Genomic DNA, 24,967 nt, shown 5'->3' with positions numbered 1-24,967 from the left:
ATGGCAGTCAAGGTCCTGGTGGTGGACGATTCGGGTTTTTTCCGCCGCCGCGTCTCGGAAATTCTTTCCGCGGATCCGAATATCCAGGTCGTCGGCACGGCGACCAACGGCAAAGAGGCGATTGATCAGGCGTTGGCCCTCAAGCCGGACGTGATCACCATGGACTACGAGATGCCGATGATGGACGGCATCACCGCGGTACGGCATATCATGCAGCGCTGCCCGACCCCGGTCCTGATGTTTTCGTCGCTGACCCACGAAGGCGCCCGGGTCACCCTGGACGCGCTGGATGCCGGCGCGGTGGACTTCCTGCCGAAGAACTTCGAAGACATCTCGCGCAACCCCGAGAAGGTCAAGCAACTGCTGTGCGAGAAGATTCTCAGCATCTCGCGCAGTAATCGTCGTGTCAGCAGCTACAGTGCGCCGGCGCCGGTGGTAGCACCGACTCCAGTGCCAACGCCAACGCCAACGCCATCGAGCAGCATCGGTTATGGCAGCAGCGCGCTTGTGCGCCCGTCTCCCGCACCGATCCCGGCCCGTGCACCTGCGCAGGCTCCGTCGTCGCCAGCGCCGAAACGCAAAGCCTACAAGTTGCTGGCTATCGGCACGTCCACCGGCGGCCCGGTGGCCTTGCAGCGGGTATTGACCCAGCTGCCAGCCAACTTCCCCGCACCGATCGTGCTGGTCCAGCACATGCCGGCGGCCTTCACCAAGGCGTTCGCTGAACGCCTGGACAAGCTTTGCCGGATCAGCGTCAAGGAAGCCGAGGACGGCGACATCCTGCGTCCGGGCCTGGCGTTGTTGGCGCCTGGTGGCAAGCAAATGATGATCGACGGCCGGGGAGCGGTGAAAATCCTCCCGGGCGACGAGCGCTTGAACTACAAGCCGTGCGTGGACATCACCTTCGGTTCGGCGGCCAAGTCCTATGGCGACAAAGTTCTGGCGGTGGTACTGACCGGCATGGGCGCGGACGGTCGCGAAGGCGCGCGCCTGCTCAAGCAGAGCGGCAGTTCGATCTGGGCCCAGGATGAAGCCAGCTGCGTGATCTATGGCATGCCCATGGCCATCGTCAAGGCCGAACTGGCCGACGCAGTGTATGCGCTGGACGACATCGGCCGGCACATCGTCGAGGCCTGCGTCTGATGGACGTTTTAAGTCTCATCGGCATCATCATGGCGTTCGTCGCCATCATTGGCGGCAACTACCTCGAAGGCGGGCATATCGGTGCGCTGGCCAACGGACCGGCCGCGTTGATCGTGCTGGGTGGGACCATTGGCGCGGCGTTGTTGCAATCGCCCATGAGCGCCTTCAAGCGGGCCATGCAAATTCTGGCGTGGATCTTGTTTCCTCCGCGGGTCGACCTGGCCGGTGGCATCGATCGCGTCGTCAACTGGAGCCTGACCGCCCGCAAGGAAGGCCTGCTCGGGCTGGAAGGGGTGGCCGATGCCGAACCCGACAACTACTCGCGCAAAGGCCTGCAGTTGTTGGTCGATGGCGCCGAGCCGGAAGCGATCCGCAGCATTCTGGAGGTGGACTTCTACACCCAGGAAAGCCGCGACATCGAAGCCGCCAAGGTCTTCGAAAGCATGGGCGGTTATGCGCCGACCATCGGCATCATCGGCGCGGTGATGGGCCTGATTCACGTCATGGGCAACCTGGGCGATCCGTCGCAGCTGGGCAATGGCATCGCCGTGGCCTTCGTCGCCACCATCTATGGCGTGGCCAGTGCCAACCTGGTGTTGCTGCCGATTGCCGCCAAGCTCAAGTCCATCGCGTTGCGCCAGTCGCGTTATCGCGAAATGTTGCTGGAAGGAATCCTGTCGATCGCCGAAGGTGAAAACCCGCGCTCTATCGAGTTGAAGCTCCAGGGCTTCATGGATTGATGGGGGTAATGGACTATGGCTCGTCGTCGTCAACATGATGAACATGTAAATCATGAACGTTGGCTGGTTTCCTACGCCGACTTCATCACCTTGCTCTTCGCGTTTTTCGTGGTGATGTACTCGATTTCGTCGATCAACGAAGGCAAGTACAAGGTCATTTCCGAGGCGCTGGTGGGCGTCTTTACCGATAGCGATCGTGCGCTCAAGCCGATCCCCATCGGTGACGAGCGGCCGAAGACCGTGACTCCGGCCAAGCCATTGGTCAAGGACAGCGACCAGGTCGATGCCGGTGTCTCGGGTGCCAGCGATCCGCTTAAAAGCATTGCCGATGACATCAGCGCGGCCTTTGGCGACCTGATCAGCTCCAATCAAATGACCGTGCGCGGCAACGAGTTGTGGGTCGAGATCGAACTCAATTCCAGCCTGTTGTTCGGCAGCGGCGATGCCATGCCCAGCGACATTGCCTTCAACATCATCGACAAGGTAGCGGCGATCCTGAAGCCGTTCGACAACCCGATCCACGTCGAAGGCTTCACCGACGACCAACCGATCCGCACCGCGCAGTATCCCACCAACTGGGAACTGTCTTCGGCGCGCTCGGCCAGCATCGTGCGCATGCTGGCGATGCAAGGGGTAAACCCTGGTCGCTTGGCATCGGTGGGGTATGGCGAGTTCCAGCCAGTGGCCAATAACGCCACGGCCGAGGGCCGCGCGCGCAACCGTCGCGTGGTGCTGGTGGTGTCACGCAACCTGGACATACGTCGCAGCCTCACGGCAACCGGAGCGGCCAATGCACAACCGGATGCCGCGTTGAAGCGTGCTGGCACACAAACTGCACCGACCAAGGTCATGTCGCCGGTACGAGAGAACGCCGTCAATTCTCCGTCACCCGCATTAACACGTTGAGCTAATTCCCGGTCGATCCGTTCGGGCGGGAGGAACAATCGAATGAGAGTCTGGGCAGTCGCCAATCAAAAGGGTGGTGTCGGTAAAACCACTTCCTCCATCGCTCTAGCCGGGTTACTGGCCGAGGCGGGCAAGCGCGTGGTCGTGGTCGACCTCGACCCCCACGGCTCCATGACCAGCTATTTCGGTTATGACCCCGACACCCTGGAACACAGCAACTACGACTTGTTCCTGCATAAAGGCAGCGTGCCCCAGGGCCTGCCCGGTCAGTTGTTGCTGCCCACCAGTCACGAGTCCATTTCGCTGTTGCCATCGAGTACCGCGCTGGCCACCCTTGAACGCCAGTCGCCGGGCCAGAGTGGCCTGGGCCTGGTGATCGCCAAGAGCCTGGCGCAGTTATGGCAGGACTTCGATTACGCCGTGATCGACAGCCCGCCACTGCTCGGGGTGCTGATGGTCAATGCCTTGGCGGCGAGCCAGCAACTGGTGATTCCGGTGCAGACCGAACACCTGGCGGTCAAAGGCCTGGAGCGCATGGTCAACACCCTGGCGATGATCAATCGTTCGCGCAAGCAAGCCTTGCCGTTCACCATCGTGCCGACCCTGTTCGATCGCCGCACCCAGGCGTCCCTCGGTACGCTGCGGGTGTTGCGCGATAAGTTTCCAGAAGAGATCTGGCAGGGCTACATCCCGGTCGACACACGCCTGCGCGATGCCAGTCGGGCGGGGCTGACGCCTTCGCAATTCGACGGCAAGAGCCGTGGCGTCGTTGCCTACCGCGCGCTGCTCAAGCATCTGCTGGCGGCCCAACTCGTCGCGCAGGTGGCATAAAATGACACCGATCCCTGTAGGAGCTGCCGCAGGCTGCGATCTTTTGATCTGGCTTTGCGGCGCGTCTGAAATCGCTAAAAGATCGCAGCCTGCGGCAGCTCCTACAGGTGCGCGCCCATGAACCGGCCATTGAAGATCACATCGCGCCCGCAACTGGCGCTGCAGTCTTATCTGGACAGCCTGCTGCAAGACATTACTGAGGAACTTGCGCCGCCCTTCGAAGCCCCTCCCGAGGTGGTCGAGGTTGAAGCCGCGCTGGATGAATTCCAGGCCGCGGTGCTTGAAGAACAAGCTCGCGATGCCGTAGTGGCTACCTCAAAGGTGGTAGCGCCGATTGCGCAGGCACCCGTCGCCGTGGTGGACAGCCCGGCCCCCGTTCTGGCACCGGTCTCGACTATCGCGCCCTTGCTGCAAGCCTTGGCGCCGCCGGCCATGGACGAACCAGAAATTTTGGTTCCTGTCCCTGTCGAAGTGCAGCAGGTGCTGGTACCACCCGTGGTCGAAGTCCATCTGCCACCCGCCAACACGCCGCCACCGGCAGAAACCAACGGTCGTCCGGCCTGGGCGGCCGAGCCCTTCGAATGCCTGTTGTTCGATGTCGCTGGGTTGACCCTGGCAGTGCCCCTGGTGTGCCTGGGTTCGATCTATCCACTGTCCGGTCATGAACTGACGTCGCTGTTCGGCCAGCCGGAGTGGTTCCTCGGCATCCTGCCGAGCCAGGCAGGCAACCTGAAGGTGCTGGACACGGCCCGTTGGGTCATGCCCGACCGCTACCGCGAGGACTTCAAGCAGGGCCTGCAATACGTGATTTCCGTCCAGGGCTATGAGTGGGGGCTGGCGGTGCATCAGGTCAGTCGCTCGTTGCGCCTGGACCCGAACGAAATCAAATGGCGCAGTCACCGTGGCCAGCGGCCATGGCTGGCGGGCACGGTGATTGAACACATGTGTGCATTGCTCGATGTTTCCGAACTGGCCGAATTGATTGCCAGCGGCGGAGCCCGGCACATGGGCGGCAGCAAGCCGCCGCATAAACCTACATAACAGAACAATACCGCCAGGGCGGTTTCTTGAGGGGATCAGGGTATGAATGACAAGGCGACGGCGGCAAAGGGTTCCGAAGATCCGATCCTGCAATGGGTCACCTTCAAGCTGGACAACGAAACCTACGGCATCAACGTGATGCGCGTCCAGGAAGTCCTGCGCTACACCGAAATCGCCCCGGTACCGGGCGCTCCGAGCTATGTGCTGGGCATCATCAACCTGCGCGGCAACGTGGTCACCGTGATCGACACCCGCCAGCGCTTCGGCCTGATGAATGCCGAAATCAGCGACAACACCCGCATCGTCATCATCGAAGCCGACAAGCAAGTGGTGGGGATCATGGTCGACAGCGTGGCCGAAGTGGTTTACCTGCGTCAGTCGGAAATCGAGACAGCGCCGAACGTCGGTAACGAAGAGTCCGCCAAGTTCATTCAAGGCGTGTGCAACAAGAACAACGAACTGCTGATCCTGGTCGAACTCGACAAGATGATGAGCGAAGAAGAATGGTCGGAACTGGAGAGTATCTGATTGATTCTAGAGGTGGCGGTGATTGTCCTGTTCCTGTTCTGGGCAGGCACGCTGGCAATGTTCTTGTCCTACATCCGTGGGCAAAAGCTGATCGCCGCGCAACAGGCCCAGGGCGATGCGCAGCGTGACCAGCGCATCAAGGACCTGGGCAGGCGCGTCGACAACTACCAGGATGGCAATGTGCGCATGGGCGAAGAGCTGCATGAATTGCGCACGCTCGTCGCGCCATTGCCGGACAAACTCACCCGACTGGAACAGCGCGATCCCAAGAGCCTGTCGTTTGATCAGGCGGCGAAGCTGGTCGGTATGGGTGCCAGTGTCGACGAACTGACCCAGTCTTGTGGCCTGACCCAGGCCGAGGCGGAGTTGATGAGCAAGGTGCATAAGAACTGAGCGTACACCCGGATCGTTCCCACGCTCTGCGTGGGAATGCCTCCAGGGACGCTCCGCGTTCCGCTTCCAGGGTGTGACGCGCAGCGCCAGGGGCTTGGTCCGGGCGGTATTCCTACGATGGCGTTCTACAACCCTCAACAGTCTTCCATGCCATTGCCTGTTTCAAGAATAAGGTATCGAAAAAGTCATTGCGAATCATGCCAGCGATATTCGTGGTGATTTCCCTGGCCTCGCTGAATCACTCCAAAGGCGTTGCAATACCGCTCTCGGTGTATGTGCTCGGCATAAATTCAGGGTGGGTAGGTGGCAAAGCGTTTCTACCCGAATCACAGTGGGGAACTCAAGGGAGGGGTTGGTGCTGGGAGGCACGATCAAGGTGTTGATTGTGTATTAGTGTTTCTTTGCCTGGCGTTACTACAGTGGCTGCCAGGAGGCAATGCATACCGAGCGAGCCAATGAAACCACGGCGGTGGCGTGGTCTGCACTCGTGGCTGGACTTATCAATGGCTTGATGTCCGGTCGTAGCCATTTGCTATTACGTTACTTTTGATAGTTGCGCTGTTTTATCAGGAACCTTAATTTTGTCGTCGAACTTACGTAGTTGGTTCGATAACTAATTTATTGATTTCTATTTTAAGGAATGTTTAGCATGGAGCAGGAACTATCTCGTCATACAGGATTCGTCGAGACTTTTGAGTTGGAGTATCCGTGTTTGACCATAACGGCCGGCGCGAAAGGAACAGTTCGGGCCTCATTTAATGGTGCTCTCTGTGAACTGCGCGGGCGTGACTTAATGGGCATGGAATATCTGTTGCCACTTGTTGGTTCACGTATTTCTTTTAATATCTACACAATGCAAGGTAGAAAAATTGCGGGTGATATTAGGCCGGAAGTAAGTGTTAGCGATGCCTGACTGAAGTATTGCTCAAAGTTGTCGCGTTGGCTGTCACTTCAAATGAGTGGCAGCCAACACGTTGTCGTTTTACTCAGTTATATCGCGCTCCACTATCCCTCCATCCGGATCCTGCCCCACCGGAAACTTACCCTTCAAATTCCACGCAAACGCAATGACCTCGGCAACCGTCAGATAAAGCTCCTGCGGAATACTGTCCCCCAACTCCATCCGCGCCAGCAGGCTCACCAGTTCGGCATTCTCATAGATCGGCACTTCGCAGTCGCGAGCGATGCGCAGGATTTCTTCCGCCAGTTCTTCGTCGCCCTTGGCCGAGAGGGTAGGGGCGTGGGTGCCGTCGTACTTGAGGGCGATGGCCTGGCGGGGAGCGTTGGGGTTTTTCATGCGTTTTCGTCGACCCAGCGTTGTTCGAGACGGGTTTGCATTGGGGCGGTTGGTAATTGAGACAGTGGTCGCCTGACAATCGGATGGGGGATTTGGCTTTTGTAAGTGTTACGGAATGATTCATGTTTCATCCTCATTAAGGAAGTTAAGTCCTACTCTTAAGAAGATCTATTTAGACTGTTGCGGTCAATTTGAGTCCTACACAGTAATGTACGAGGTTTCCTACAGGCTTGCCTGTTTTTGAACGATGTGAATGTGTTGAATTTTGTTTGGTTGTGGCTTTTGCATTGACAGGTTTGAGCGTCAGTCATTAAGTTTGTTCTGCAGGTGGATATTGTTTGATTAAGTCTTAAGGGGTTGAGTGTTGCGCAATTAACGTACAAGAGGACGGTTTCGTGAACAATATTTATATTATAGGTGTTGGTCAAATGGGGCGGGCAATTTTGTTCGGGCTAAGACGGAGCATTATTGATTGCCATTTAAAGCCGATTGAAGTCTGTGCTGATCGAGCAGCCTATCTGGCTTCCTGCGGCGTTGAGGTAAGTAAGCGAATTGAAAGTATTGATGATGACGATGTTGTTATTTTAGCTGTCCCACCCCAGCAATTTCAGAGCGTGGTTCGCGACAATCAGTTATTGCTTTCTCACCGTGGACCGGTCATCTCCGTCATGGCTGGCATCACTACTAATTCGCTTTGCCGTACCCTAGGTCATACGCGGATAGTTCGTTCGATTCCAAATACTCCGTCAGAGGTGCAGGAAGGCGTTACTTTTTACTATGTCCAAGAAAGTGCCGGCAGTGATTTGATAACTGTCGCAGAAAAAATTTTCGGCACGATTGGCATTTGCATGCAAGTTGATAATGAGTGGCAGCTTGATTCAGGTACAGCGCTCGCAGGAGGTGGCCCCGCATTGGTCGCGTATTTTGCCAATGCGTTACTGTTATACGCAGAGAGCGAAGGGTTTGACTCCAAGGTCGCTTGGGAAGTTTCTACGCAGTTGTTATACGGAACCTCCTTGCTTTTGAAATCAACCAGAAAAACGCCGATGCAATTGTGTGAGGAGGTGCAAACCAAAGGCGGTACAACCGAACGAGCAGTCCAGTTGTTCGATCAGCATGACTTCAATGGCGTTATGTTATCTGCTCTAGCTGCCGCTGCGGAGCGTTCAAAAGAATTGGAAGCGTATTTTCTTTCGGAGAATCGTAATGAGCGTAGACAGGTCGACTAAAGTCCACTTTGATTGTCTCAATGAATCCAGGGTGAAGGGTGACTTATATAGCGTCTATTTTGGATTGGGGCACTGTATTGAGCTTATTGATGATCCCGCAGTTTTTAAAGTGAGTCTCGCGGGAGAAGCCTTTGGGTCGCTGATAGCGCGCTATGTTACTGAAGAGTGTAAGGGGTTCAGGTTTTTGGATCTTGGAACCGGGAGTGGTGTGCATTCATTGTTGCTAAAAAGTATGGGTGCTATATCCATTACTGGGTCTGATATATCCAGAGAGGCGGTTGCAGCGGCAAAGAAAAACGAGTTTTACAACTTTGGCGTCAATACCATTGAGTTTGCTTGTGGCGACCTTTTTCAAGGACTTCCAGAGGTTCCAGAGAAATACGATTTGATTTTGTTTAATCCTCCTGGCTGGAGAACGCCTTCCGATTCGTTCCTTGAGGTGCTCGATAGATCTAACGGGGAGGGACTCGCTATTGATTCTATGTTTTATGGGGATAGAACCTTGGAGAGGTTTTTTGAATCGTTGCCGAAACATTTAATTGATGGTGGAAAGGTCTTGCTAGGCCTTAACTCACTGGTCGGGATTCGACAGGTTATGAGGAGGCTACGAGACTTGCACGAAGAGAGATATGTAATTAACTGCAGGCTTCTAGAGCGACATGACCTTCCTTTGCTACTGTATTCTGAGAAGTGGGCGAGGATACAGGATCATCTGATCGAAGAGATATTGAGCTGGACAAGGGAGGGCGACGCGTACTGCAGTAGGCAGGAGAATGGTCAGATAATCTGGTGTTATGAAATAGTTGAGCTAACTTTGTGGAAGAGATAGCCGTATGTTGCCCTCAAGCAAGCAGCGGTATTTTTTTATCGGATCCCTCAGTGGCGTTCTTGCAAATGTGCTGTTGGGGTTCTCTTCTGTTTTTTGGAAATATATCGGGTCTTTGAGCGCAGTAGAATTGGTTGCTTATAGGGTATATTTGTCTCTGTTGACGGTTTTTCTAATTTTGTGCGCTTGTAAGGGGGTGGGGAGATTTTTTGCTCAGCTTAACATCAGGCTATTGTTTGTACATGCTCTTGCGGCCCTGTTATTAGCCGTTAATTGGGGAGTGTTTATCTGGGCCTCTATCCATGGTCGTGTCCTGGAAAGCAGCTTTGGTTACTTAGTTGCACCCATTATAAGTATTGCAGCGGGTGTTGTCCTGTATAAAGAGCCGGTCACAATATGTAAAGTGGTGGCTGTGGTGATTATGGTAATTAGTGTGCTTTGGCTATTGGTTTTGAATGATGAGCTCGTCGTGAAGGTTTACTTGACTATCGGCATGTCTTGGGGGGGGTACTCATGCCTGAAAAAAATGACATCGCTGAACGTTTTTAACGGTTTGTTCTTGGAGTCTTCTGTGCTTGCCTTTTTTTACACGTTGATTTTACTTTACTCAGATTTAAGTATGGCGATTCCTGAGGATTTTGGGTTGGAGCGTACGATACTGGTGTTTAGCTGTGGTGTAGTGTCAATTGTTCCTTTGGCTTTGTTTTCGCTTTCAGCTAAGCGTCTTACTATGACTTCTATGGGGTTGTTGCAGTTTGTATTGCCGGTCACGCAGTTTTTTGTTGCGGCAGTAATTTACAAGCAAGAATTTTCAACGGCTGTTTTATGTGTGCTATTGGTCGTCATTAGTGGATTGGCTTTGGTAGTGCTTGAGCCGTTTGTAAAAAACAGGTTTTCGCGAAAACGGGGGCAGTATGGGGCGTAGATACAGTGTGGTTGTGATTGGGTTAGGTGTTGTAGGAAGTGCATCGCTTTGGAGGCTTTCGTGCTCGAAAGTCGATGTGCTAGGCGTTGATTCAGCAGCGCCTATAAATTTATTTGGATCATCACATGGGGGGTCCCGAATTTTTAGGCGTGCTTACTGGGAGGGTACGTCATATCTCCCCTTGCTTTCTCAGTCAGATAACCTATGGCAAGAGTTAGACAGGTCATGTAGTAGACGTCTTGTTTTTCCTACTGGGGGGCTATTTGTCGGGCCGGTGGACTCGGGAGTTGTTCCAAAAAGTGTCGCAACCGCGCTGCAGGGGGGAATCAAACACACGCTTTTGTCTGCGACTGAAATTGCTGAGTCGTTTCGTGCTTTTCATGTTCTGGAAGACATGGAAGCTGTATATGAAAAGGGGGCATACACTATTGCAGCAGATGACTCAAAATTGCACATGGTCAACTTGGCTGTCAGGAACGGTGCTGAGGCTCGGTTCGGTACTTCGGTGGAAAGTATACTGAAAACTTCGCAAGGTTTAGCTGTTCAATTGAGTGGCGGCGAACTTATTCATACGGCGCGAGTGATTTTGTCGACGGGGGCAGCGATAGGTAAGATGCTTGTTGATGATCTCTCAGGTTTGGTGCGCTCTCAAAGTGTGCCTGTTTACTGGTTTAAACCTAAGTCGCGGAGAAGTTTGGATTTTTTAAAAAACTTTCCCGCTTTTTTGTATCAGATGTCAGATGGGCGTTTACTTTATGGTACACCTGAAATCAGTAGTGAGGAGCCAGGGGTCAAGATTGGATTTCATAATTACCAGCAAACACCATTTGATTGTTTGTCGCACGGCCAGCCTGTGGAAGGCAGAGTTATCGACCAAATTTCTTCTTGTGTAATGCGGATATTTCCTAGTTTGAATCCAATTCCGTACGCATCAAAAAAATGTATTTATACAATGACTCCGGATGGTTCTTTTATACTGGGGGAGTCAGTTGATTTACCTGGTGTGTTTTATGTTTCGGCATGCTCTGGGCATGGGTTCAAGTTTGCAACTGGGTTGGGAGAGGTGCTTGCGAGAGCTGCATTGGATGGGCGGCTTGAAGAAGAGGTGTCAATATTTAGCATAAGCAGGTTCGCTGCTACCGAAGGTTGATTTATTCGCTAATTAATTACAATAAAATAATAAATGTATTTATGATTGGATAACCCTATGGCAATCACTTATTTGATTGGACGCTCCGGCAGTCCGTTACATCCTTTTCCGCTACTTCAGCAACTGGACCCTGCCCCACCGGAAACTTACCCTTCAAATTCCACGCAAACGCAATGATCTCGGCAACCGTCAGATAAAGCTCCTGCGGAATACTGTCCCCCAACTCCATCCGCGCCAGCAGGCTCACCAGTTCGGCATTCTCATAGATCGGCACTTCGCAGTCGCGAGCGATGCGCAGGATTTCTTCCGCCAGTTCTTCGTCGCCCTTGGCCGAGAGGGTTGGGGCGTGGGTGCCGTCGTACTTGAGAGCGATGGCCTGGCGGGGAGCGTTGGGGTTTTTCATGCGTTTTCGTCGACCCAGCGTTGTTCGAGACGGGTTTGCGGACCTTGGGGTGGTTTGCCGAGGTGGCAGTCGAGATCGCCGACGTTCAGCCCGGCGGCCAGCATTCGCTGGCGCAATGCCGCCAGGTTGCTTTCAATCAGGCTGGCGGTGTAGGCGCGTTCGGCCCAGAGCTGGCTGCTGAGGCTGCCCTGGATCAGTTGTGCCTGAACCTGCAACGGCCCGAGCGGTTCCATGTCGAACGCCAGTTCGATGCGCCACAGTTGTTGCTTGGGCGCTCGTTCCTCCTGGCGTTCCTTGGGTTGTTCTCTTTCGGGGGCCTCCTCGCGCTGGAACTTGACCTGCAACGGCACGATGTCCTGCAGGTTGCGCATCGGAATCTCCAACTGCCAGGTACTCATCAATCGCCCATCCGGTGTGACGCCGGACTGCTCAAGGCTCGACAGTTGGTGGCTTTGCAGGCGTGAGACCGCCGCAGCGGCCAGGCGCAACAGATGCTCCAGGTCGTCTTCGCCGTCGGCGCTTTGCAACAGCCGCTCAGGCAACGGAAAACCAGTCGGCGACGGCTTGGCGCTGACCTGGCCGAGCATGCCCAGGGCATTGCGCACGAAACTCGGCATGGCCTGGGCCAGGGTGTTGGCGGCGATGATCGCACTGAGCTGGGTGCTGGCCGGCAGCCCGGATGACAACTGGCCGATCAGTTTGAGCAGGTCGCCTTTTATGTCAGGCGCCAGGTTCTGGCCGCCCAGCAATTTCGACTCCAGGAAGGCTCCGCTGCTGGCCAGCGCCTGGGCCAGGCCTTTGGCGCTGCTCAATTGCTGGATGTCCGGCAGCCCGGCGAGCAATCTGTCCACGGCCGTGCGCAGCTCGTTTGAAGTCTGCGTCGAGGCTGGCAGGTTTTGCAGCTGTTTGAGCAAACTATCCAGCGAACCCTGGCGGCTTTGTTGGCTGAGCAATTGCTGGGTCACGGCCAGTTGCTCCTGGCGGCTGCTCAAGGGCACGAACTTGAGGGTCTGACCATCCTCTACCTGTGCGCTGAGCAACGTGCCGATGCGCAACGGTTGCGAGCTGTCGATGCTGAGGGTGCTGCCGCTCAGCGCTGTATTGAGCAGGCTGGCCATCGAGCGAAACACCGTGGCTTGCCCCGGTACAGTCGGCAACACCTGGGAGGTCAGCACCTTACCCTGCAGCAGGGTGCCCACCGGCATTTTCGCAGTGTCGATACGGGTGAGGGTGGCGACGCTGGCGGCGATAGCTTGCTGCACGGTGACCGCCAGGTTGCCCGCCGAAGGCTGGGTAACCGCGATGCTGCTGCCTTGGGCCAGGGGTTGATTGCTGATGGCCTGGAGCGTGGTCTGCCGGCCGCTCTCGAGAGTGAGCTTGAGCAGCAATTGAAAGGCCTGATCCGCCTGTTTGAGCGACAGCACTTCAGCTTTGGCGGTCTGGCCTGCGCTGATCAGGCCCTCCATCGGCGTCAGCAGCTTGAGCAACTCGCCACTGACCGCTGGCGCACGCGGGGTCGTCGCGGTGGCCTGCGGTAGGGGGAGGATGTTCATTTCGCCTGTCATACGCGGTCACAACCTTGGGAAATTGCACGCTTGAGAGTAGGAAATGGCATGTATAATGCCGCCCCGTTGTATACAGAATGCGGAAAATTTCCCAGTTAATTGACGCAGCTCTCTCGTCCGGGCCGCCAATACCTTTATTCTGCATCTCTTTAACGGCCGCGCCAGCGCCGACTTGAACCGTATAAGGCCCGTGAACCCTTGACCAGTCCAGTCTTGCAAACCGTTGCCCTTGCTTGTGAGCGAGACCTTCGGCTGCTCTTCGAAAATCTCGATTTGAGAATGGCCAGTGGCGAAATGGTACAAATCAGCGGTCCCAACGGCAGTGGCAAGACCAGCCTGTTGCGCCTGTTGTCCGGCCTGATGCACCCGACCGCCGGTCAAGTACTGCTTAACGGTCAGCCGCTGAGCGAGCAACGCACAGAACTTGCACGCAATCTCTTGTGGATCGGCCATGCCGCCGGCATCAAGGATTTGCTGACGGCGCAAGAGAACTTGAGCTGGCTGTGTGCCCTGCATCAACCGGCTTCCCATGATGCAATCTGGCAGGCCCTGGCCGCAGTCGGGCTGCGCGGTTTCGAGGATGTTCCCTGCCATACGCTGTCCGCGGGTCAACAGCGCCGAGTGGCGCTGGCGCGGCTTTATCTGGACAGCCCACCGTTGTGGATACTCGATGAGCCCTTTACCGCCCTCGACAAGCAAGGCGTGGCGCAGCTCGAAGAACACTTGGCAGGCCACTGCGAGCGCGGTGGCATGGTGGTCTTGACCACTCACCACACGCTGAGCCGCGTGCCGGCCGCGTACCGCGACATTGATCTGGGGAACTGGGCCGTATGAGTGTTTTTGGCCTGTTGGTTGCCCGCGAAGCCCGTCTGTTGTTCCGCCGTCCGGCTGAACTGGCCAACCCGCTGGTGTTCTTCGCCATCGTCGTTTCGCTGTTCCCCCTCGCGGTCGGTCCCGAGTCTCAATTGTTGCAAACCTTGTCTCCGGGACTGGTCTGGGTGGCGGCCCTTTTATCGGTCCTGCTCTCGCTGGACGGGCTTTTCCGCAGTGATTTCGAGGACGGATCGCTGGAACAGTGGGTCCTTTCGCCGCACCCCCTGGCTCTTCTGGTTTTGGCCAAGGTACTGGCACACTGGGCGTTTTCCGGCCTGGCACTGGTTTTGCTCGCGCCTTTGCTGGCGTTGATGCTCGGTTTGCCTGCCGCCTGTCTGCCGGTGTTGCTGCTTTCTTTATTGCTGGGTACACCGGTACTGAGCCTGCTCGGTGCGGTGGGCGCGGCGTTGACGGTAGGTTTGAAGCGTGGCGGGCTGTTGCTGGCGTTGCTGATCCTGCCGTTGTACATCCCGGTATTGATTCTTGGCAGTGGCGCCTTGCAGGCAGCCTTGCAGGGCATGCCGGCGACCGGTTATCTGTTGTGGCTTGGGAGCCTGACCGCCCTGGCGATAACCCTGACACCCTTTGCAATAGCCGCTGGCCTGAAGATCAGCGTCGGCGAATAATGAGGTCTGGTCAAAATTTGACCAGTAAAGACCCTATGGCTGTCTCGCGATAGCGAGCAGCAACCGTGATGGAAACAGCAATGAACTGGACGTGGTTTCATAAGCTCGGCTCGCCCAAATGGTTTTACGGCATCAGCGGCAGAATGCTGCCATGGCTGAGCATTGCGGCGTTGCTGCTGATCGGCGTTGGCGTGGTCTGGGGCCTGGCCTTCGCGCCGCCGGACTACCAGCAGGGCAATAGCTTTCGCATCATCTACATCCACGTTCCGGCCGCCATGCTGGCACAGTCCATCTACGTGATGCTGGCGGTGTGTGGCGTCGTCGGGCTGGTGTGGAAGATGAAGCTGGCCGACGTCGCCCTGCAGTGCGCGGCGCCCATCGGTGCCTGGATGACCGCCGTGGCGCTGGTCACCGGGGCGATCTGGGGCAAGCCGACCTGGGGCTCGTGGTGGGTCTGGGATGCACGACTGACGTCCATGCTGATTCTTTTGTTCCTGTACTTCGGTCTTATTGCGCTGGGCAACGCCATCAGCAATCGTGACAGTGCGGCCAAGGCCTGTGCGGTGCTGGCCATCGTCGGCGTGATCAACATCCCGATCATCAAGTACTCGGTGGAGTGGTGGAACACCCTGCATCAGGGCGCAACCTTCACGCTCACGGAAAAACCGGCGATGCCCGCCGAGATGTGGCTGCCGTTGCTGCTGACGGCGCTGGGTTTCTATTGTTTCTTCGGCGCGGTATTGCTGCTGCGCATGCGCCTTGAGGTGCTCAAGCGCGAAGCCCGGGCCAGTTGGGTCAAGGCCGAAGTTGAAAACAGCCTGGAGGTTGCTCGATGAGTTTTGCTTCATTCGGCGACTTCCTCGCCATGGGCCATCACGGCCTGTATGTCTGGTCGGCCTATGGCATTTGCCTGGCAGTGCTGGCCCTCAACGTGGCGGCGCCAATCCTGGCCCGCAAGCGGTATCTGCAACAAGAGGCGCGCCGTCTGCGCCGGGAGAACGGCAAGTGAATCCGCTGCGTAAAAAGCGTCTTATCATCATTCTGGCGATCCTGGTTGGGGTCGGCGCCGCCGTGGGCCTGGCCCTCAGCGCCCTGCAGCAGAACATCAACCTGTTTTACACACCGACCCAGATCGCCAACGGCGAAGCCCCGCAGGACACGCGCATCCGCGCGGGCGGCATGGTCGAGGCCGGTTCCCTGCAGCGCTCCGGAGATTCGCTGGACGTGAAGTTCGTCGTCACCGACTTCAACAAATCCGTGACCATCAGCTATCGCGGCATCCTTCCGGACCTGTTCCGCGAAGGGCAGGGCATCGTCGCCCTGGGCAAGCTCAATGCCGAAGGCGTGGTGGTGGCCGATGAAGTGCTGGCCAAGCACGATGAAAAGTACATGCCGCCGGAAGTGACCAAGGCCTTGAAAGACAGTGGTCAATCCGCCCCAACACCCGCTAAGGAGGGTTGATCCATGACTTCCGGCATCTTCATTCCCGAACTGGGTCATCTGGCGATGATCCTGGCCCTGTGCTTTGCGCTGGTTCAGGCCGTCGTGCCATTGGTCGGCGCCTGGCGCGGTGACCGATTCTGGATGAGCCTGGCCCAGCCGGCGGCATGGGGGCAATTCGCCTTCCTGCTGTTCGCTTTTGGCTGCTTGACCTATGCGTTCATGGCCGACGATTTTTCCGTCGCTTATGTCGCCAACAATTCCAACAGTGCCTTGCCCTGGTACTACAAGTTCAGCGCCGTATGGGGCGCGCACGAAGGTTCGTTGCTGTTGTGGGCGTTGATCCTCGGCGGCTGGACGTTCGCCGTGTCGGTGTTCTCCCGACAGTTGCCGCAAGTCATGCTGGCACGGGTGCTGGCAGTGATGGGCATGATCAGCACCGGTTTCCTGCTGTTCCTGATCCTCACCTCGAACCCGTTCAAGCGCATCCTGCCGCAAGTGCCTGGCGACGGTGCCGACCTCAACCCGTTGCTGCAAGATATCGGCCTGATCGTGCACCCGCCGATGCTGTACATGGGCTACGTCGGCTTCTCGGTGGCCTTCGCCTTCGCTATCGCCGCGCTGATGGGCGGTCGCCTGGACGCCGCTTGGGCGCGTTGGTCGCGGCCATGGACCATCGTCGCCTGGGCATTTCTCGGTATCGGCATCACCCTCGGTTCCTGGTGGGCCTACTATGAACTCGGCTGGGGCGGCTGGTGGTTCTGGGACCCGGTGGAAAACGCCTCGTTCATGCCCTGGCTGGTGGGCACCGCGCTGATTCACTCGCTGGCCGTCACGGAAAAACGTGGTGTGTTCAAGAGCTGGACCGTGTTGCTGGCCATCGCCGCCTTTTCGTTGAGCCTGCTGGGCACTTTCCTCGTGCGTTCCGGCGTACTGACCTCGGTGCACGCCTTTGCCTCGGACCCCGAGCGCGGCGTGTTCATCCTGATCTTCCTGCTGTTCGTGGTCGGTGGTTCGCTGACGCTGTTCGCCTTGCGCGCACCGGTGGTCAAGAGCCAGGTCGGCTTCAACCTCTGGTCCCGGGAAACCCTGTTGCTGGGCAACAACCTGGTGTTGGTGGTGGCCGCTTCGATGATCCTGCTGGGCACCTTGTATCCGTTGATTCTCGATGCCATGACCGGTGCCAAGCTGTCGGTCGGCCCGCCGTACTTCAATGCGCTGTTCATTCCATTGATGGCCTTGTTGATGCTGGTGATGGCGGTCGGCGTGATCGTGCGCTGGAAAGACACCCCGGTGAAATGGCTGCTGGGCATGCTCACCCCGGTACTACTCGGCAGCGCCGCGCTGGCGGTGGTGGCGGGCGTGGCTTATGGCGATTTCAACTGGGCGGTGCTGGCGACCTTCATGCTCGCGGCCTGGGTGTTGTTGGCCGGTGTGCGTGACATTTTCGACAAGACTCGCCACAAAGGCCTGATCAAAGGCCTGCCGACCCTGACCCGCAGCTACTGGGGCATGCAGGTTGCACACCTGGGCATCGCCGTCTGCGCCCTCGGCGTGGTGTTGTCGAGCCAGAACAGTGCCGAGCGCGACCTGCGCCTGGCGCCTGGCGAGTCCATGGCCCTGGGCGGTTATCAGTTCATCTTCGAAGGTGCCAAGCACTTCGAAGGCCCGAACTTCACCTCCGACAAGGGTACCGTGCGGGTGATCAAGGACGGCAAGGAAGTCAGTGTCCTGCACCCGGAAAAACGTCTCTACACCGTACAGAATTCGGTGATGACCGAAGCCGGGATCGACGCCGGTTTCACCCGTGACCTCTACGTCGCACTCGGCGAGCCCCTGGGGGATGGCGCCTGGGCAGTACGTGTGCACGTCAAGCCGTTCGTGCGCTGGATCTGGTTCGGTGGTTTGCTCACAGGTCTGGGCGGGTTGCTGGCAGCGCTGGACCGGCGTTATCGGGTCAAGGTGAAAAGCCGTGTGCGGGAAGCACTGGGCATGACGGGAGCGACTGCATGAAGCGTTGGTTGATGTTGTTGCCACTGGCGATTTTCCTCGTGGTGGCTGTTTTCCTGTATCGCGGTCTGTACCTGGACCCGGCCGAGTTGCCCTCGGCGATGATCGGCAAACCCTTCCCGGAGTTTTCCCTGCCAGCGGTGCAGGGCGACAAGACCCTGACCCGCGCCGACATACTCGGCAAACCGGCATTGGTCAACGTCTGGGGCACCTGGTGCATTTCCTGCCGGATCGAGCACCCGGTGTTGAACAAACTGGCCGAGAAGGGCGTGGTGATCCACGGCATCAACTACAAGGACATCAATGCCGACGCCTTGAAATGGCTGGCGGATTTCCATAATCCGTATCAGCTGGATATTCGCGACGACGCCGGCACCCTGGGCTTGAACCTCGGTGTGTACGGCGCCCCGGAAACCTTCTTCATCGACGCCAAGGGCATCATCCGCGACAAATTCGTAGGGGTGATCGACGAGCAGGTCTGGCGCGAGAAACTGGCGGCCAAGTACCAGGCGCTGGTCGACGAGGCGAAGCCATGAAGCGCTGGATTGCCGCCGTTGTCCTGGGCTTGAGCCTGGCCGGCGTGGCCCACGCTGCCATCGACACTTACGAGTTCGCCAAGGAAGGTGATCGCGAGCGTTTTCGCGAGTTGACCAAGGAGCTGCGTTGCCCGAAGTGCCAGAACCAGGACATCGCTGACTCCAATGCCCCGATTGCCGCCGACCTGCGCAAAGAGATCTTCCGCATGCTTGGCGAGGGTAAGGACAACCAGCAGATCATCGACTTCATGGTCGATCGCTACGGTGATTTCGTTCGCTACAAACCGGCCCTGAACGCCAAGACCGCACTGCTCTGGTTCGGCCCCGCTGGCCTGCTGTTGGGCGGTGTGGTGATCATCGCGGTGATCGTGCGTCGTCGTCGCGTGCAACGCGCCGAAACGCCAGGCTCGCTTTCTGCCGAGGAGCGCGAGCGCCTCGACCAACTGTTGGATAAAAACCAAGAATGATTGATTTCTGGCTCGCTGCAGGTCTGCTGCTCCTGGTGGCCCTGAGTTTTCTGCTGATCCCCGTCCTGCGTAGTCGTCGCGCCCAGCTCGAAGAGGATCGTACTGCCCTGAACGTGGCGCTGTATCAAGAACGCGTGGCTGAGCTGCAGGTTCAGCAGCAGGAAGGCGTTCTCGATGCCGCGCAAATGGACGCCGGCCGGGCTGAAGCCGCCCGTGAATTGCTCGCGGACACCGAAGGCGTTGCCGCGCCTCGGGTGACGCGCCTGGGCAAGGCGGCACCGTTGCTGGCAGCCATCCTGGTCCCGGTGCTGGGCCTGGGGCTGTACCTGCATTTCGGTGCCAGCGACAAAGTCGAGTTGACCCGGGAGTTCGCCCAGGCGCCACAGTCGATGGAAGAAATGACCCGGCGCCTGGAGCGCGCGGTCGCGGCGCAGCCCGATTCCGCCGAAGCGCTGTACTTCCTCGGTCGCACCTACATGACCCAGGATCGTCCGGCGGATGCGGCGAAGATCTTCGAGCGCACCGTCAACCTGGCCGGGCGCCAGCCTGAACTGTTGGGGCAATGGGCCCAGGCGCAGTATTTCGCCGATGGCAAGAAGTGGTCGGACAAGGTCCAGGCCCTGACTGACGAAGCGCTCAAGGCCGATCCAAAAGAAGTTACCAGCCTGGGCCTGCTGGGCATCGCCGCCTTCGAAGGCCAGCGTTTTCAGGAAGCGATCGACTACTGGAATCGCCTGCTGGAGCAACTGCCGCCGGACGACCAGTCCCGTATTGCGCTGCAGGGCGGTATTACCCGCGCCAGCGAGAAACTGGTGGCCAGCGGTGGCAAGGTGGCCCAGGCGCCAGCGGCCAAGCCGGCAGCGCTGCTCAAGGTCCGGGTTGACCTGGCGGCCGACCTGAAGGCCAAGGTCCAGCCGGGTGACAGCGTGTTCATCTTCGCCCGCGCCACCTCTGGCCCACCCGCGCCGTTGGCGGCCAAGCGCCTGACCGTGGCTGATCTGCCAGCCACCGTCGAGTTGGGCGATGGCGATGCAATGATGCCGCAGTTGAAACTGTCGAACTTCCCTGAAGTCCAACTGGTTGCGCGCATCTCCCGCGCCGGTCAACCGACGGCAGGCGAGTGGATCGGTCGCAGCCAGCCCCTGGCCAGCAGCACCACCGCGCCGCAACAACTGACCATCGATAGCCCGGACAAATAACAGGAAGCCACCATGACCGCCATTGCTCGTATCACCCTGCTCAGCGTTGTTTTGGGGCTGAGCGCTTGTGCGGTCCAGCGGCCACCTGAGCAGCCGAGCCCGCCACCGATCCCGCCGTCGCAGCCCAGTACCAAACCGGCGCCGTCGACGGTGCCGAGTAAGCCGACGACTCCCGCCAAACCGGCCAAGCCGCTGCCGCGCACCTCGGCCAGCTTCGCGCCGCCACCGGGTGGCAACAGTCATTGGGACCCGAAACTGGGCGTGTATGTGCTCGACGATCAACCGAACACGTTCTATCGCCAGCGCACCTACTACCGTTGGGATAACGGCTGGAGCCGTTCAATCAGCCCGAAAGGACCCTGGGAAGAGACCGATATCCATGGCGTACCGGGTGGGTTGGGACGCCAGTTCGGGCAGTAACGCAAATTGCGACCCTCGGGGGGTTGGATGGCAGGCAGGTTGATTTACCTCATCGGGCCTTCGGGTTCGGGCAAGGACAGCCTGCTCGATGCCGCGCGAGCGCGGTTGGCCGAGCGAGGCTGCCTTATCGTGCGCCGAGTCATCACGCGTTCCGCCGAAGCCGTGGGCGAGGCAGCACTGGGCGTGAGCCCGCAGCAATTCGTCCAGATGCAGGCCCAGGGCGCGTTTGCCCTGAGCTGGCACGCCAATGGCCTGTCCTACGGCATCCCGCGGGAAATCGACGATTGGCTCGCCGCTGGCCAGGACGTGCTGGTGAACGGCTCGCGCGGGCATTTGCAGGATACTCGCGAGCGTTATCCGAATGTGTTGGCGATATTGCTGACCGTGGACCAGGCAGTGCTGCGCCAGCGCTTGCTGGCGCGTGGTCGTGAGTCCTTGGCCGAGATCGACCAGCGCCTGGCGCGCAATGCCCGTTTCGGTGAGCGCCTGCTGGCCGAGGATCCGACAGTGCATGTGCTCGACAACTCCGGGCCACTGGAACAAACCGTTGAACAACTCTTGGCCTGCCTCGTCGAGCCGGCTGCATGCGCCTGATCGCTGTGCCGGCCATTTTGTCGATTTAAAACCTTCTTTCTTCATACCCCGCAATACAACCGAACGTCGTGCTTTCAGTTTTTGTGCTTGAGTAAAGATAACTCTAGGGTTATTTTTGTTGAGGCCAAAGCAAGGAGGCTGGTGGTGCAGAGCAGGCTATTGATCAAGGAATTGATGGAGGCGGGATGGACCCTGGACCGGGTCACAGGCAGTCATCACATTTTCACCCACCGATACAACCCGTACACCATTCCCATCCCCCATCCGAAGAAGGATTTGCCGGTCGGGGCGGTCAAGAGCATCAGGAGGCGAGCCGGGCTGTACTGCCCGCCAGCCAGTTACGCAGGAGATCCATAATGCAATATCCAATCTGTATCGAATGGGGCGATGAGAACACCGCCATCGGTATCCAGATCCCCGATATCCCAGGTGCGGTAACCGCCGGGGATAGCTTTGAAGAGGCCTACAACGCAGCGGTCGAAGTTGCCCACATCATGCTGCAGGAGTTGGCTGCGGATGGTGAGTCGATTCCGATGCCGACGTCGGCTTCGGTGCATCGCAGTAATCCCGAGTTCGCCGACATGGGCTGGGGCATGCTGGAGCTGGACATCTCGCCGTACCTGGGCAAGACCGAGAAGGTCAACGTGACGTTGCCCGGCTATGTGATCCAGCGCATTGATCGTTATGTGCGCGAGCACAATGTAAAAAGCCGGTCGTCGTTCCTGGCGGATGCGGCGATGGAGAAGCTGGTGCGCAATTGATGGATTGGTAACCTTGCCTTGGCGGGCGATCCTACTCGCCCACCAAGCGCTTGAATCTTTACGCCGTCGCCAATGAAGCCTTCTGCGAAACACTCAGGAAGCGCAACAACGCCAACAGTGGAAACGCACTGCCAACCACCACGATCCACAGCCAGCCGCCGTGCTCATATACCGCGCTGGCCACGGATGAGCCGAACGCACCGCCGATGAAGATGCTGGTCATGTACAACGCATTCAGACGGCTGCGGCTTTTGGCGTCCAGGGCGTAGACCGCGCGTTGACCGAGGACCATGTTCATTTGTACGCAGAAATCCAGCACCACGCCGGTCACGGCCAAGCCGATCACGCTATAGACGGGGTGGATGAAAGCGGGCAGGAAGCTCAGGCTGGCGCACAGCAGGGCCAGCAATGAAGCGATGCGGGTATGGCCGGCGTCGGCCAGGCGTCCGGCGATAGGCGCGGCAATGGCGCCGATTGCGCCGACCAAGGCGAAAATCGCGATCTGGCTTTGCGACAGGCCATGATTGCGCGCCAGTTCCAGCGGCACGGCGGTCCAGAACAGGCTGAACGTGGCGAACATGCAGCCTTGATAAAACGCCCGCTGGCGCAATACCGGTTGTTGACGCAGCAGCGTCCAGAGCGAACCCAGCAATTGGCCATAGGACGCGCTGTGGTCAGGCTGGCGCTTGGGGATGGTCAGCGCCAATACGATGCTGATCGCTGCCATCAATAGCGCGGCAATCACAAACATTGCCCGCCAGCCAAAATGATCCGCCACCACGCTGGACACCGGTCGCGCCAGCAATATTCCCAACAACAAACCGCCCATGATCCCGCCGACCACGCGGCCGCGAGATTCTTCCGGCGCCAGGTGTGCGGCCAGCGGAATCAGGATCTGCACCGACACCGAGCTGAAGCCCACCAGTAGCGAAATCAGCAAGAACACGTTCGGCTGATCGGTGAACGCCGCGCCCAGCAGACTGGCAATGGCGACCACGGTGGTGATGATCATCAGCCGCCGGTTTTCCAGCAGATCACCCAAAGGCACGAGGAAGAACAGGCCCAGTGCATAACCGATCTGCGTCAGCGAAACGATCAGGCTGGCCATGGTGCTGGTCAGGCCGATGTCCGGTGCGATCAGGCCGATGATCGGTTGCGCATAGTAGATGTTGGCGACGATCGCGCCACAGCAGAAGGCGAACAGCAGCACCATGCCTCGGGTCATTGTCGCGGTGCCATGGGGCAGCTGGGGCGACGGAGTCATAACGTGTCTCGCTGGAAATAAGTGAATGCGCGCAGGCTAAACGGCTGGCTGAAACGGCGGAAGTGGAATTGGAATGATAGTAATCATTCTTCTGCGCAATGAATGACGAATGCGGGCGTGTTGCAGGGACCACCGGCCATCCGAAGAACTGCCCGTTTTGCCGTGACAGCTAGAATCTACAGGGGGATCACTTCAACGTGTCCTTACAAAGCGGGAGTATCACGATGAAAATCGTATCTTCGCTGGCGTTGGTGGTAGCGGTTGGGTCGATCTTCGGGTGCTCGACAGTGCCGGATGCTCAGGTCACCAACGTTCCCATGAACGCTACTGCCATCAATGCTGGCAACATCGCCCGGCCAATCATGATGCCCGACGGGCAAGCAACAGTGTTCTGGTTTGCTGTCAGTGGAGAATCCATGGGTAGCGCGTTACCAGGTCGTTTGCAGGCCTACATCTACCCGGGAAGCTGTGGAAGTCTGGGTGCCAAACCCGCCTATGACATGAATGACGGCCCGAATGCGCGGTTCTATTCGCAAGCGTCCATGCAATATTTCTGGAAAAGCGCACCCGTACCGGTCGAGACACTTCGAGCGGGGGGCTATGCGTTGGTGGTGCGTGAAAGCCCGGCCGATGGTCACCAGGCGATTTTCTGCGGCAACCTGAGCTAGCGGCATACCCCTGTAGGAGCTGCCGAAGGCTGCGATCTTTTGATTTTGCCTTTTGAAAAACAAGATCAAAAGATCGCAGCCTTCGGCAGCTCCTACAGGGGATCGCGTCTGCTCAGTGGTTACTGGGCGTAAATCTGATCGAAAATCCCGCCATCATTGAAGTGGGTCTTCTGCACGGTGCGCCAGTCGCCGAAAGTTTTTTCCACCGACAGGAAGTCGACTTTCGGGAAGCGGTCGGTGTACTTGGCCAGAACGGCCGGGTCACGTGGACGCAGGTAGTTGGCGGCGGCGATTTCCTGACCTTGTGGCGACCAGAGGTACTTCAGGTATTCCTCGGCGGCAGCGCGGGTGCCTTTCTTGTCGACGGTCTTGTCGACCACCGACACCGGTGGCTCGGCTTCGGCGGATACGCTTGGGTAGATGACCTCGAACTGATCGCGACCAAACTCGCGGGCGATCATTTCCGCTTCGTTTTCGAAGGTCACCAGTACGTCGCCGATCTGGTTGGTCATGAAGGTCGTCGTTGCGGCGCGGCCACCGGTATCCAGCACTGGAGCCTGCTTGAACAGCTTGCCGACGAAGTCCTTCGCCTTGTTTTCGTCGCCGCCATTTTTCAGCACGTAGCCCCAGGCGGAGAGGTAGGTGTAGCGGCCGTTACCAGAAGTCTTCGGGTTTGGCACGATGACTTGCACACCGTCCTTGAGCAGGTCCGGCCAATCTTTCAGGGCTTTGGGGTTGCCTTTGCGGACGATGAACACAGTGGCCGAGGTGAACGGGGCGCTGTTGTTCGGCAGGCGGGTGACCCAGTTGTCCGGGATCAGTTTGCCGTGATCGGCCAGGGCGTTGATGTCGGTGGCCATGTTCATGGTGATCACGTCAGCAGGCAGGCCATCGATGACCGAGCGCGCCTGTTTGCTGGAGCCACCGAAGGACATCTGCAAGGTGATGTTTTCGTTGTGCTCGGCTTGCCAGTGTTTCTGGAACGCAGTGTTGTAGTCCTTGTAGAAATCGCGCATCACGTCGTAGGAAACGTTGAGCAGGGTCGGTGCGGCCTGGGCCACGCTGGTCAGTGCCAGGCCAGCGGCCAGAAGTGAGGCGCCAAAGAGTTTTTTCACTGCGAATTCCTTGTTCT

31 protein-coding genes are annotated in these 24,967 nt (G+C 58.0%); 26 read left to right on the top strand and 5 right to left on the bottom strand.

Translation table 11 applies throughout. The features are described 5' to 3' along the window. The 8 genes from AC1Q8Q_RS16400 to AC1Q8Q_RS16365 all read left to right on the top strand — a co-directional run bounded on the left by AC1Q8Q_RS16400 (position 1) and on the right by AC1Q8Q_RS16365 (position 6,495). Entirely contained in the window at positions 1 to 1,143 is a 1,143-nt protein-coding gene (locus AC1Q8Q_RS16400; RefSeq protein ID WP_020797022.1) for a protein-glutamate methylesterase/protein-glutamine glutaminase, read from the top strand. Further along, on the top strand, positions 1,143 to 1,883 hold the full coding sequence (locus AC1Q8Q_RS16395; RefSeq protein WP_020796976.1) for a flagellar motor protein: 741 nt from the start codon (positions 1,143 to 1,145) through the stop codon (positions 1,881 to 1,883). Before AC1Q8Q_RS16400 ends, AC1Q8Q_RS16395 begins: the two co-directional genes overlap by 1 nt. Before the next feature lie 15 nt (positions 1,884 to 1,898). Beyond that, positions 1,899 to 2,789, top strand: a complete 891-nt coding sequence (gene motD / locus AC1Q8Q_RS16390) for a flagellar motor protein MotD (RefSeq protein ID WP_020796977.1) — start codon at positions 1,899 to 1,901, stop codon at positions 2,787 to 2,789. Between the two features lie 42 nt (positions 2,790 to 2,831). Then, a complete protein-coding gene (locus AC1Q8Q_RS16385; protein ID WP_168757449.1) occupies positions 2,832 to 3,620 on the top strand; it encodes a ParA family protein in 789 nt (262 codons plus the stop codon). Between the two features lie 117 nt (positions 3,621 to 3,737). Beyond that, complete coding sequence (locus tag AC1Q8Q_RS16380; protein WP_168757450.1) at positions 3,738 to 4,661, top strand: CheW domain-containing protein; 924 nt, start codon at positions 3,738 to 3,740, stop codon at positions 4,659 to 4,661. 42 nt (positions 4,662 to 4,703) lie between these two features. After that, entirely contained in the window at positions 4,704 to 5,189 is a 486-nt protein-coding gene (locus tag AC1Q8Q_RS16375) for a chemotaxis protein CheW (RefSeq protein WP_007980742.1), read from the top strand. Then, complete coding sequence (locus AC1Q8Q_RS16370) at positions 5,190 to 5,582, top strand: DUF2802 domain-containing protein (protein WP_020796980.1); 393 nt, start codon at positions 5,190 to 5,192, stop codon at positions 5,580 to 5,582. Positions 5,583 to 6,231: 649 nt separating this feature from the next. After that, positions 6,232 to 6,495: a hypothetical protein gene (locus AC1Q8Q_RS16365; RefSeq protein ID WP_168757451.1), complete on the top strand. Its 264-nt coding sequence runs from the start codon at positions 6,232 to 6,234 to the stop codon at positions 6,493 to 6,495. Between the two features lie 69 nt (positions 6,496 to 6,564). On the opposite strand, the gene AC1Q8Q_RS16360 is transcribed toward AC1Q8Q_RS16365, so the two are convergent. Beyond that, complete coding sequence (locus AC1Q8Q_RS16360; protein WP_168757452.1) at positions 6,565 to 6,879, bottom strand: EscU/YscU/HrcU family type III secretion system export apparatus switch protein; 315 nt, start codon at positions 6,877 to 6,879, stop codon at positions 6,565 to 6,567. A 395-nt stretch (positions 6,880 to 7,274) separates the two neighbouring features. On the opposite strand from AC1Q8Q_RS16360, the gene AC1Q8Q_RS16355 reads away from it, so the two are divergent. Genes AC1Q8Q_RS16355 through solA form a run of 4 tightly spaced genes read left to right on the top strand, consistent with a single transcriptional unit; the run spans position 7,275 to position 11,009 of the window. After that, on the top strand, positions 7,275 to 8,108 hold the full coding sequence (locus AC1Q8Q_RS16355; protein ID WP_168757453.1) for a pyrroline-5-carboxylate reductase family protein: 834 nt from the start codon (positions 7,275 to 7,277) through the stop codon (positions 8,106 to 8,108). Next, complete coding sequence (locus tag AC1Q8Q_RS16350) at positions 8,086 to 8,937, top strand: methyltransferase (protein ID WP_168757454.1); 852 nt, start codon at positions 8,086 to 8,088, stop codon at positions 8,935 to 8,937. Before AC1Q8Q_RS16355 ends, AC1Q8Q_RS16350 begins: the two co-directional genes overlap by 23 nt. A 4-nt stretch (positions 8,938 to 8,941) precedes the next feature. Then, positions 8,942 to 9,859: an EamA family transporter gene (locus AC1Q8Q_RS16345; protein ID WP_168757455.1), complete on the top strand. Its 918-nt coding sequence runs from the start codon at positions 8,942 to 8,944 to the stop codon at positions 9,857 to 9,859. Continuing rightward, positions 9,849 to 11,009: an N-methyl-L-tryptophan oxidase gene (solA, locus tag AC1Q8Q_RS16340; RefSeq protein WP_492615257.1), complete on the top strand. Its 1,161-nt coding sequence runs from the start codon at positions 9,849 to 9,851 to the stop codon at positions 11,007 to 11,009. The genes AC1Q8Q_RS16345 and solA overlap by 11 nt, the downstream gene beginning before the upstream one ends. 64 nt (positions 11,010 to 11,073) lie before the next feature. Here solA and AC1Q8Q_RS16335 read toward each other — a convergent pair whose 3' ends face one another. Beyond that, a complete protein-coding gene (locus AC1Q8Q_RS16335) occupies positions 11,074 to 11,412 on the bottom strand; it encodes an EscU/YscU/HrcU family type III secretion system export apparatus switch protein (protein ID WP_168757457.1) in 339 nt (112 codons plus the stop codon). Further along, a complete protein-coding gene (gene fliK, locus AC1Q8Q_RS16330; RefSeq protein WP_168757458.1) occupies positions 11,409 to 12,977 on the bottom strand; it encodes a flagellar hook-length control protein FliK in 1,569 nt (522 codons plus the stop codon). Before fliK ends, AC1Q8Q_RS16335 begins: the two co-directional genes overlap by 4 nt. Positions 12,978 to 13,175: 198 nt before the next feature. Between fliK and ccmA the strand changes: the two genes are divergently transcribed. The 13 genes from ccmA to AC1Q8Q_RS16265 all read left to right on the top strand — a co-directional run bounded on the left by ccmA (position 13,176) and on the right by AC1Q8Q_RS16265 (position 21,903). Beyond that, positions 13,176 to 13,811 carry a cytochrome c biogenesis heme-transporting ATPase CcmA gene (ccmA, locus tag AC1Q8Q_RS16325; protein ID WP_110746188.1) on the top strand — a complete coding sequence of 212 codons (636 nt, stop codon included), beginning with the start codon at positions 13,176 to 13,178 and terminating at the stop codon, positions 13,809 to 13,811. Further along, entirely contained in the window at positions 13,808 to 14,476 is a 669-nt protein-coding gene (gene ccmB / locus AC1Q8Q_RS16320) for a heme exporter protein CcmB (RefSeq protein WP_007980754.1), read from the top strand. The genes ccmA and ccmB overlap by 4 nt, the downstream gene beginning before the upstream one ends. An 80-nt stretch (positions 14,477 to 14,556) precedes the next feature. Then, positions 14,557 to 15,312 (top strand): heme ABC transporter permease, encoded by a 756-nt coding sequence (locus AC1Q8Q_RS16315; protein ID WP_020796989.1) that lies wholly within the window; start codon positions 14,557 to 14,559, stop codon positions 15,310 to 15,312. Further along, entirely contained in the window at positions 15,309 to 15,485 is a 177-nt protein-coding gene (gene ccmD, locus AC1Q8Q_RS16310; protein WP_008055370.1) for a heme exporter protein CcmD, read from the top strand. The genes AC1Q8Q_RS16315 and ccmD overlap by 4 nt, the downstream gene beginning before the upstream one ends. Then, positions 15,482 to 15,937 (top strand): cytochrome c maturation protein CcmE, encoded by a 456-nt coding sequence (gene ccmE, locus AC1Q8Q_RS16305; RefSeq protein WP_020796990.1) that lies wholly within the window; start codon positions 15,482 to 15,484, stop codon positions 15,935 to 15,937. The genes ccmD and ccmE overlap by 4 nt, the downstream gene beginning before the upstream one ends. Positions 15,938 to 15,940: 3 nt before the next feature. Next, entirely contained in the window at positions 15,941 to 17,929 is a 1,989-nt protein-coding gene (locus AC1Q8Q_RS16300) for a heme lyase CcmF/NrfE family subunit (protein WP_020796991.1), read from the top strand. Beyond that, entirely contained in the window at positions 17,926 to 18,462 is a 537-nt protein-coding gene (locus AC1Q8Q_RS16295) for a DsbE family thiol:disulfide interchange protein (RefSeq protein ID WP_020796992.1), read from the top strand. Before AC1Q8Q_RS16300 ends, AC1Q8Q_RS16295 begins: the two co-directional genes overlap by 4 nt. Further along, positions 18,459 to 18,929 carry a cytochrome c-type biogenesis protein gene (locus AC1Q8Q_RS16290; protein ID WP_020796993.1) on the top strand — a complete coding sequence of 157 codons (471 nt, stop codon included), beginning with the start codon at positions 18,459 to 18,461 and terminating at the stop codon, positions 18,927 to 18,929. Before AC1Q8Q_RS16295 ends, AC1Q8Q_RS16290 begins: the two co-directional genes overlap by 4 nt. Next, positions 18,926 to 20,128, top strand: a complete 1,203-nt coding sequence (gene ccmI / locus AC1Q8Q_RS16285; protein ID WP_083348448.1) for a c-type cytochrome biogenesis protein CcmI — start codon at positions 18,926 to 18,928, stop codon at positions 20,126 to 20,128. The genes AC1Q8Q_RS16290 and ccmI overlap by 4 nt, the downstream gene beginning before the upstream one ends. Positions 20,129 to 20,140: 12 nt before the next feature. Then, positions 20,141 to 20,548, top strand: a complete 408-nt coding sequence (locus AC1Q8Q_RS16280; RefSeq protein WP_168757459.1) for a hypothetical protein — start codon at positions 20,141 to 20,143, stop codon at positions 20,546 to 20,548. A 27-nt stretch (positions 20,549 to 20,575) separates the two neighbouring features. Beyond that, positions 20,576 to 21,142: a phosphonate metabolism protein/1,5-bisphosphokinase (PRPP-forming) PhnN gene (gene phnN, locus AC1Q8Q_RS16275; RefSeq protein ID WP_168757460.1), complete on the top strand. Its 567-nt coding sequence runs from the start codon at positions 20,576 to 20,578 to the stop codon at positions 21,140 to 21,142. 144 nt (positions 21,143 to 21,286) lie between these two features. Then, a complete protein-coding gene (locus AC1Q8Q_RS16270) occupies positions 21,287 to 21,499 on the top strand; it encodes a type II toxin-antitoxin system HicA family toxin (RefSeq protein WP_033044075.1) in 213 nt (70 codons plus the stop codon). Beyond that, a complete protein-coding gene (locus AC1Q8Q_RS16265; protein WP_020796998.1) occupies positions 21,499 to 21,903 on the top strand; it encodes a type II toxin-antitoxin system HicB family antitoxin in 405 nt (134 codons plus the stop codon). The genes AC1Q8Q_RS16270 and AC1Q8Q_RS16265 overlap by 1 nt, the downstream gene beginning before the upstream one ends. A 58-nt stretch (positions 21,904 to 21,961) precedes the next feature. Here the strand turns inward: AC1Q8Q_RS16265 and AC1Q8Q_RS16260 are convergent, their stop codons facing one another. Then, positions 21,962 to 23,167 (bottom strand): MFS transporter, encoded by a 1,206-nt coding sequence (locus AC1Q8Q_RS16260; RefSeq protein ID WP_033044076.1) that lies wholly within the window; start codon positions 23,165 to 23,167, stop codon positions 21,962 to 21,964. A 224-nt stretch (positions 23,168 to 23,391) separates the two neighbouring features. On the opposite strand from AC1Q8Q_RS16260, the gene AC1Q8Q_RS16255 reads away from it, so the two are divergent. Next, a complete protein-coding gene (locus AC1Q8Q_RS16255; protein ID WP_020797000.1) occupies positions 23,392 to 23,835 on the top strand; it encodes a hypothetical protein in 444 nt (147 codons plus the stop codon). A gap of 119 nt (positions 23,836 to 23,954) precedes the next feature. On the opposite strand, the gene AC1Q8Q_RS16250 is transcribed toward AC1Q8Q_RS16255, so the two are convergent. Further along, positions 23,955 to 24,950: a sulfate ABC transporter substrate-binding protein gene (locus AC1Q8Q_RS16250; RefSeq protein ID WP_168757461.1), complete on the bottom strand. Its 996-nt coding sequence runs from the start codon at positions 24,948 to 24,950 to the stop codon at positions 23,955 to 23,957. Positions 24,951 to 24,967: the final 17 nt, after the last annotated feature.

The sequence above is a fragment of the Pseudomonas sp. GW823-FHT06B06 genome (assembly GCF_058795195.1).
The sequence above is the reverse complement of the archived record's forward strand: the minus strand, read 5'-3'. Positions and strand labels throughout refer to the sequence as shown.

Bases quoted from the DNA above. Each gene is read 5' to 3' on its own strand.
- AC1Q8Q_RS16255 (WP_020797000.1), top strand. From the start codon at position 23,392: ATGAAAATCGTATCTTCGCTGGCGTTGGTGGTAGCGGTTGGGTCGATC.
- AC1Q8Q_RS16295 (WP_020796992.1), top strand. From the start codon at position 17,926: ATGAAGCGTTGGTTGATGTTGTTGCCACTGGCGATTTTCCTCGTGGTG.
- ccmD (WP_008055370.1), top strand. From the start codon at position 15,309: ATGAGTTTTGCTTCATTCGGCGACTTCCTCGCCATGGGCCATCACGGC.
- AC1Q8Q_RS16265 (WP_020796998.1), top strand. From the start codon at position 21,499: ATGCAATATCCAATCTGTATCGAATGGGGCGATGAGAACACCGCCATC.
- AC1Q8Q_RS16385 (WP_168757449.1), top strand. From the start codon at position 2,832: ATGAGAGTCTGGGCAGTCGCCAATCAAAAGGGTGGTGTCGGTAAAACC.
- AC1Q8Q_RS16345 (WP_168757455.1), top strand. From the start codon at position 8,942: ATGTTGCCCTCAAGCAAGCAGCGGTATTTTTTTATCGGATCCCTCAGT.
- AC1Q8Q_RS16365 (WP_168757451.1), top strand. From the start codon at position 6,232: ATGGAGCAGGAACTATCTCGTCATACAGGATTCGTCGAGACTTTTGAG.
- AC1Q8Q_RS16395 (WP_020796976.1), top strand. From the start codon at position 1,143: ATGGACGTTTTAAGTCTCATCGGCATCATCATGGCGTTCGTCGCCATC.
- fliK (WP_168757458.1), bottom strand. From the start codon at position 12,977: ATGACAGGCGAAATGAACATCCTCCCCCTACCGCAGGCCACCGCGACG.
- motD (WP_020796977.1), top strand. From the start codon at position 1,899: ATGGCTCGTCGTCGTCAACATGATGAACATGTAAATCATGAACGTTGG.
- AC1Q8Q_RS16360 (WP_168757452.1), bottom strand. From the start codon at position 6,879: ATGAAAAACCCCAACGCTCCCCGCCAGGCCATCGCCCTCAAGTACGAC.
- AC1Q8Q_RS16380 (WP_168757450.1), top strand. From the start codon at position 3,738: ATGAACCGGCCATTGAAGATCACATCGCGCCCGCAACTGGCGCTGCAG.
- phnN (WP_168757460.1), top strand. From the start codon at position 20,576: ATGGCAGGCAGGTTGATTTACCTCATCGGGCCTTCGGGTTCGGGCAAG.
- AC1Q8Q_RS16280 (WP_168757459.1), top strand. From the start codon at position 20,141: ATGACCGCCATTGCTCGTATCACCCTGCTCAGCGTTGTTTTGGGGCTG.
- AC1Q8Q_RS16335 (WP_168757457.1), bottom strand. From the start codon at position 11,412: ATGAAAAACCCCAACGCTCCCCGCCAGGCCATCGCTCTCAAGTACGAC.
- AC1Q8Q_RS16315 (WP_020796989.1), top strand. From the start codon at position 14,557: ATGAACTGGACGTGGTTTCATAAGCTCGGCTCGCCCAAATGGTTTTAC.
- ccmI (WP_083348448.1), top strand. From the start codon at position 18,926: ATGATTGATTTCTGGCTCGCTGCAGGTCTGCTGCTCCTGGTGGCCCTG.
- ccmB (WP_007980754.1), top strand. From the start codon at position 13,808: ATGAGTGTTTTTGGCCTGTTGGTTGCCCGCGAAGCCCGTCTGTTGTTC.
- AC1Q8Q_RS16290 (WP_020796993.1), top strand. From the start codon at position 18,459: ATGAAGCGCTGGATTGCCGCCGTTGTCCTGGGCTTGAGCCTGGCCGGC.
- AC1Q8Q_RS16300 (WP_020796991.1), top strand. From the start codon at position 15,941: ATGACTTCCGGCATCTTCATTCCCGAACTGGGTCATCTGGCGATGATC.
- AC1Q8Q_RS16375 (WP_007980742.1), top strand. From the start codon at position 4,704: ATGAATGACAAGGCGACGGCGGCAAAGGGTTCCGAAGATCCGATCCTG.
- AC1Q8Q_RS16400 (WP_020797022.1), top strand. From the start codon at position 1: ATGGCAGTCAAGGTCCTGGTGGTGGACGATTCGGGTTTTTTCCGCCGC.
- AC1Q8Q_RS16260 (WP_033044076.1), bottom strand. From the start codon at position 23,167: ATGACTCCGTCGCCCCAGCTGCCCCATGGCACCGCGACAATGACCCGA.
- solA (WP_492615257.1), top strand. From the start codon at position 9,849: ATGGGGCGTAGATACAGTGTGGTTGTGATTGGGTTAGGTGTTGTAGGA.
- AC1Q8Q_RS16350 (WP_168757454.1), top strand. From the start codon at position 8,086: ATGAGCGTAGACAGGTCGACTAAAGTCCACTTTGATTGTCTCAATGAA.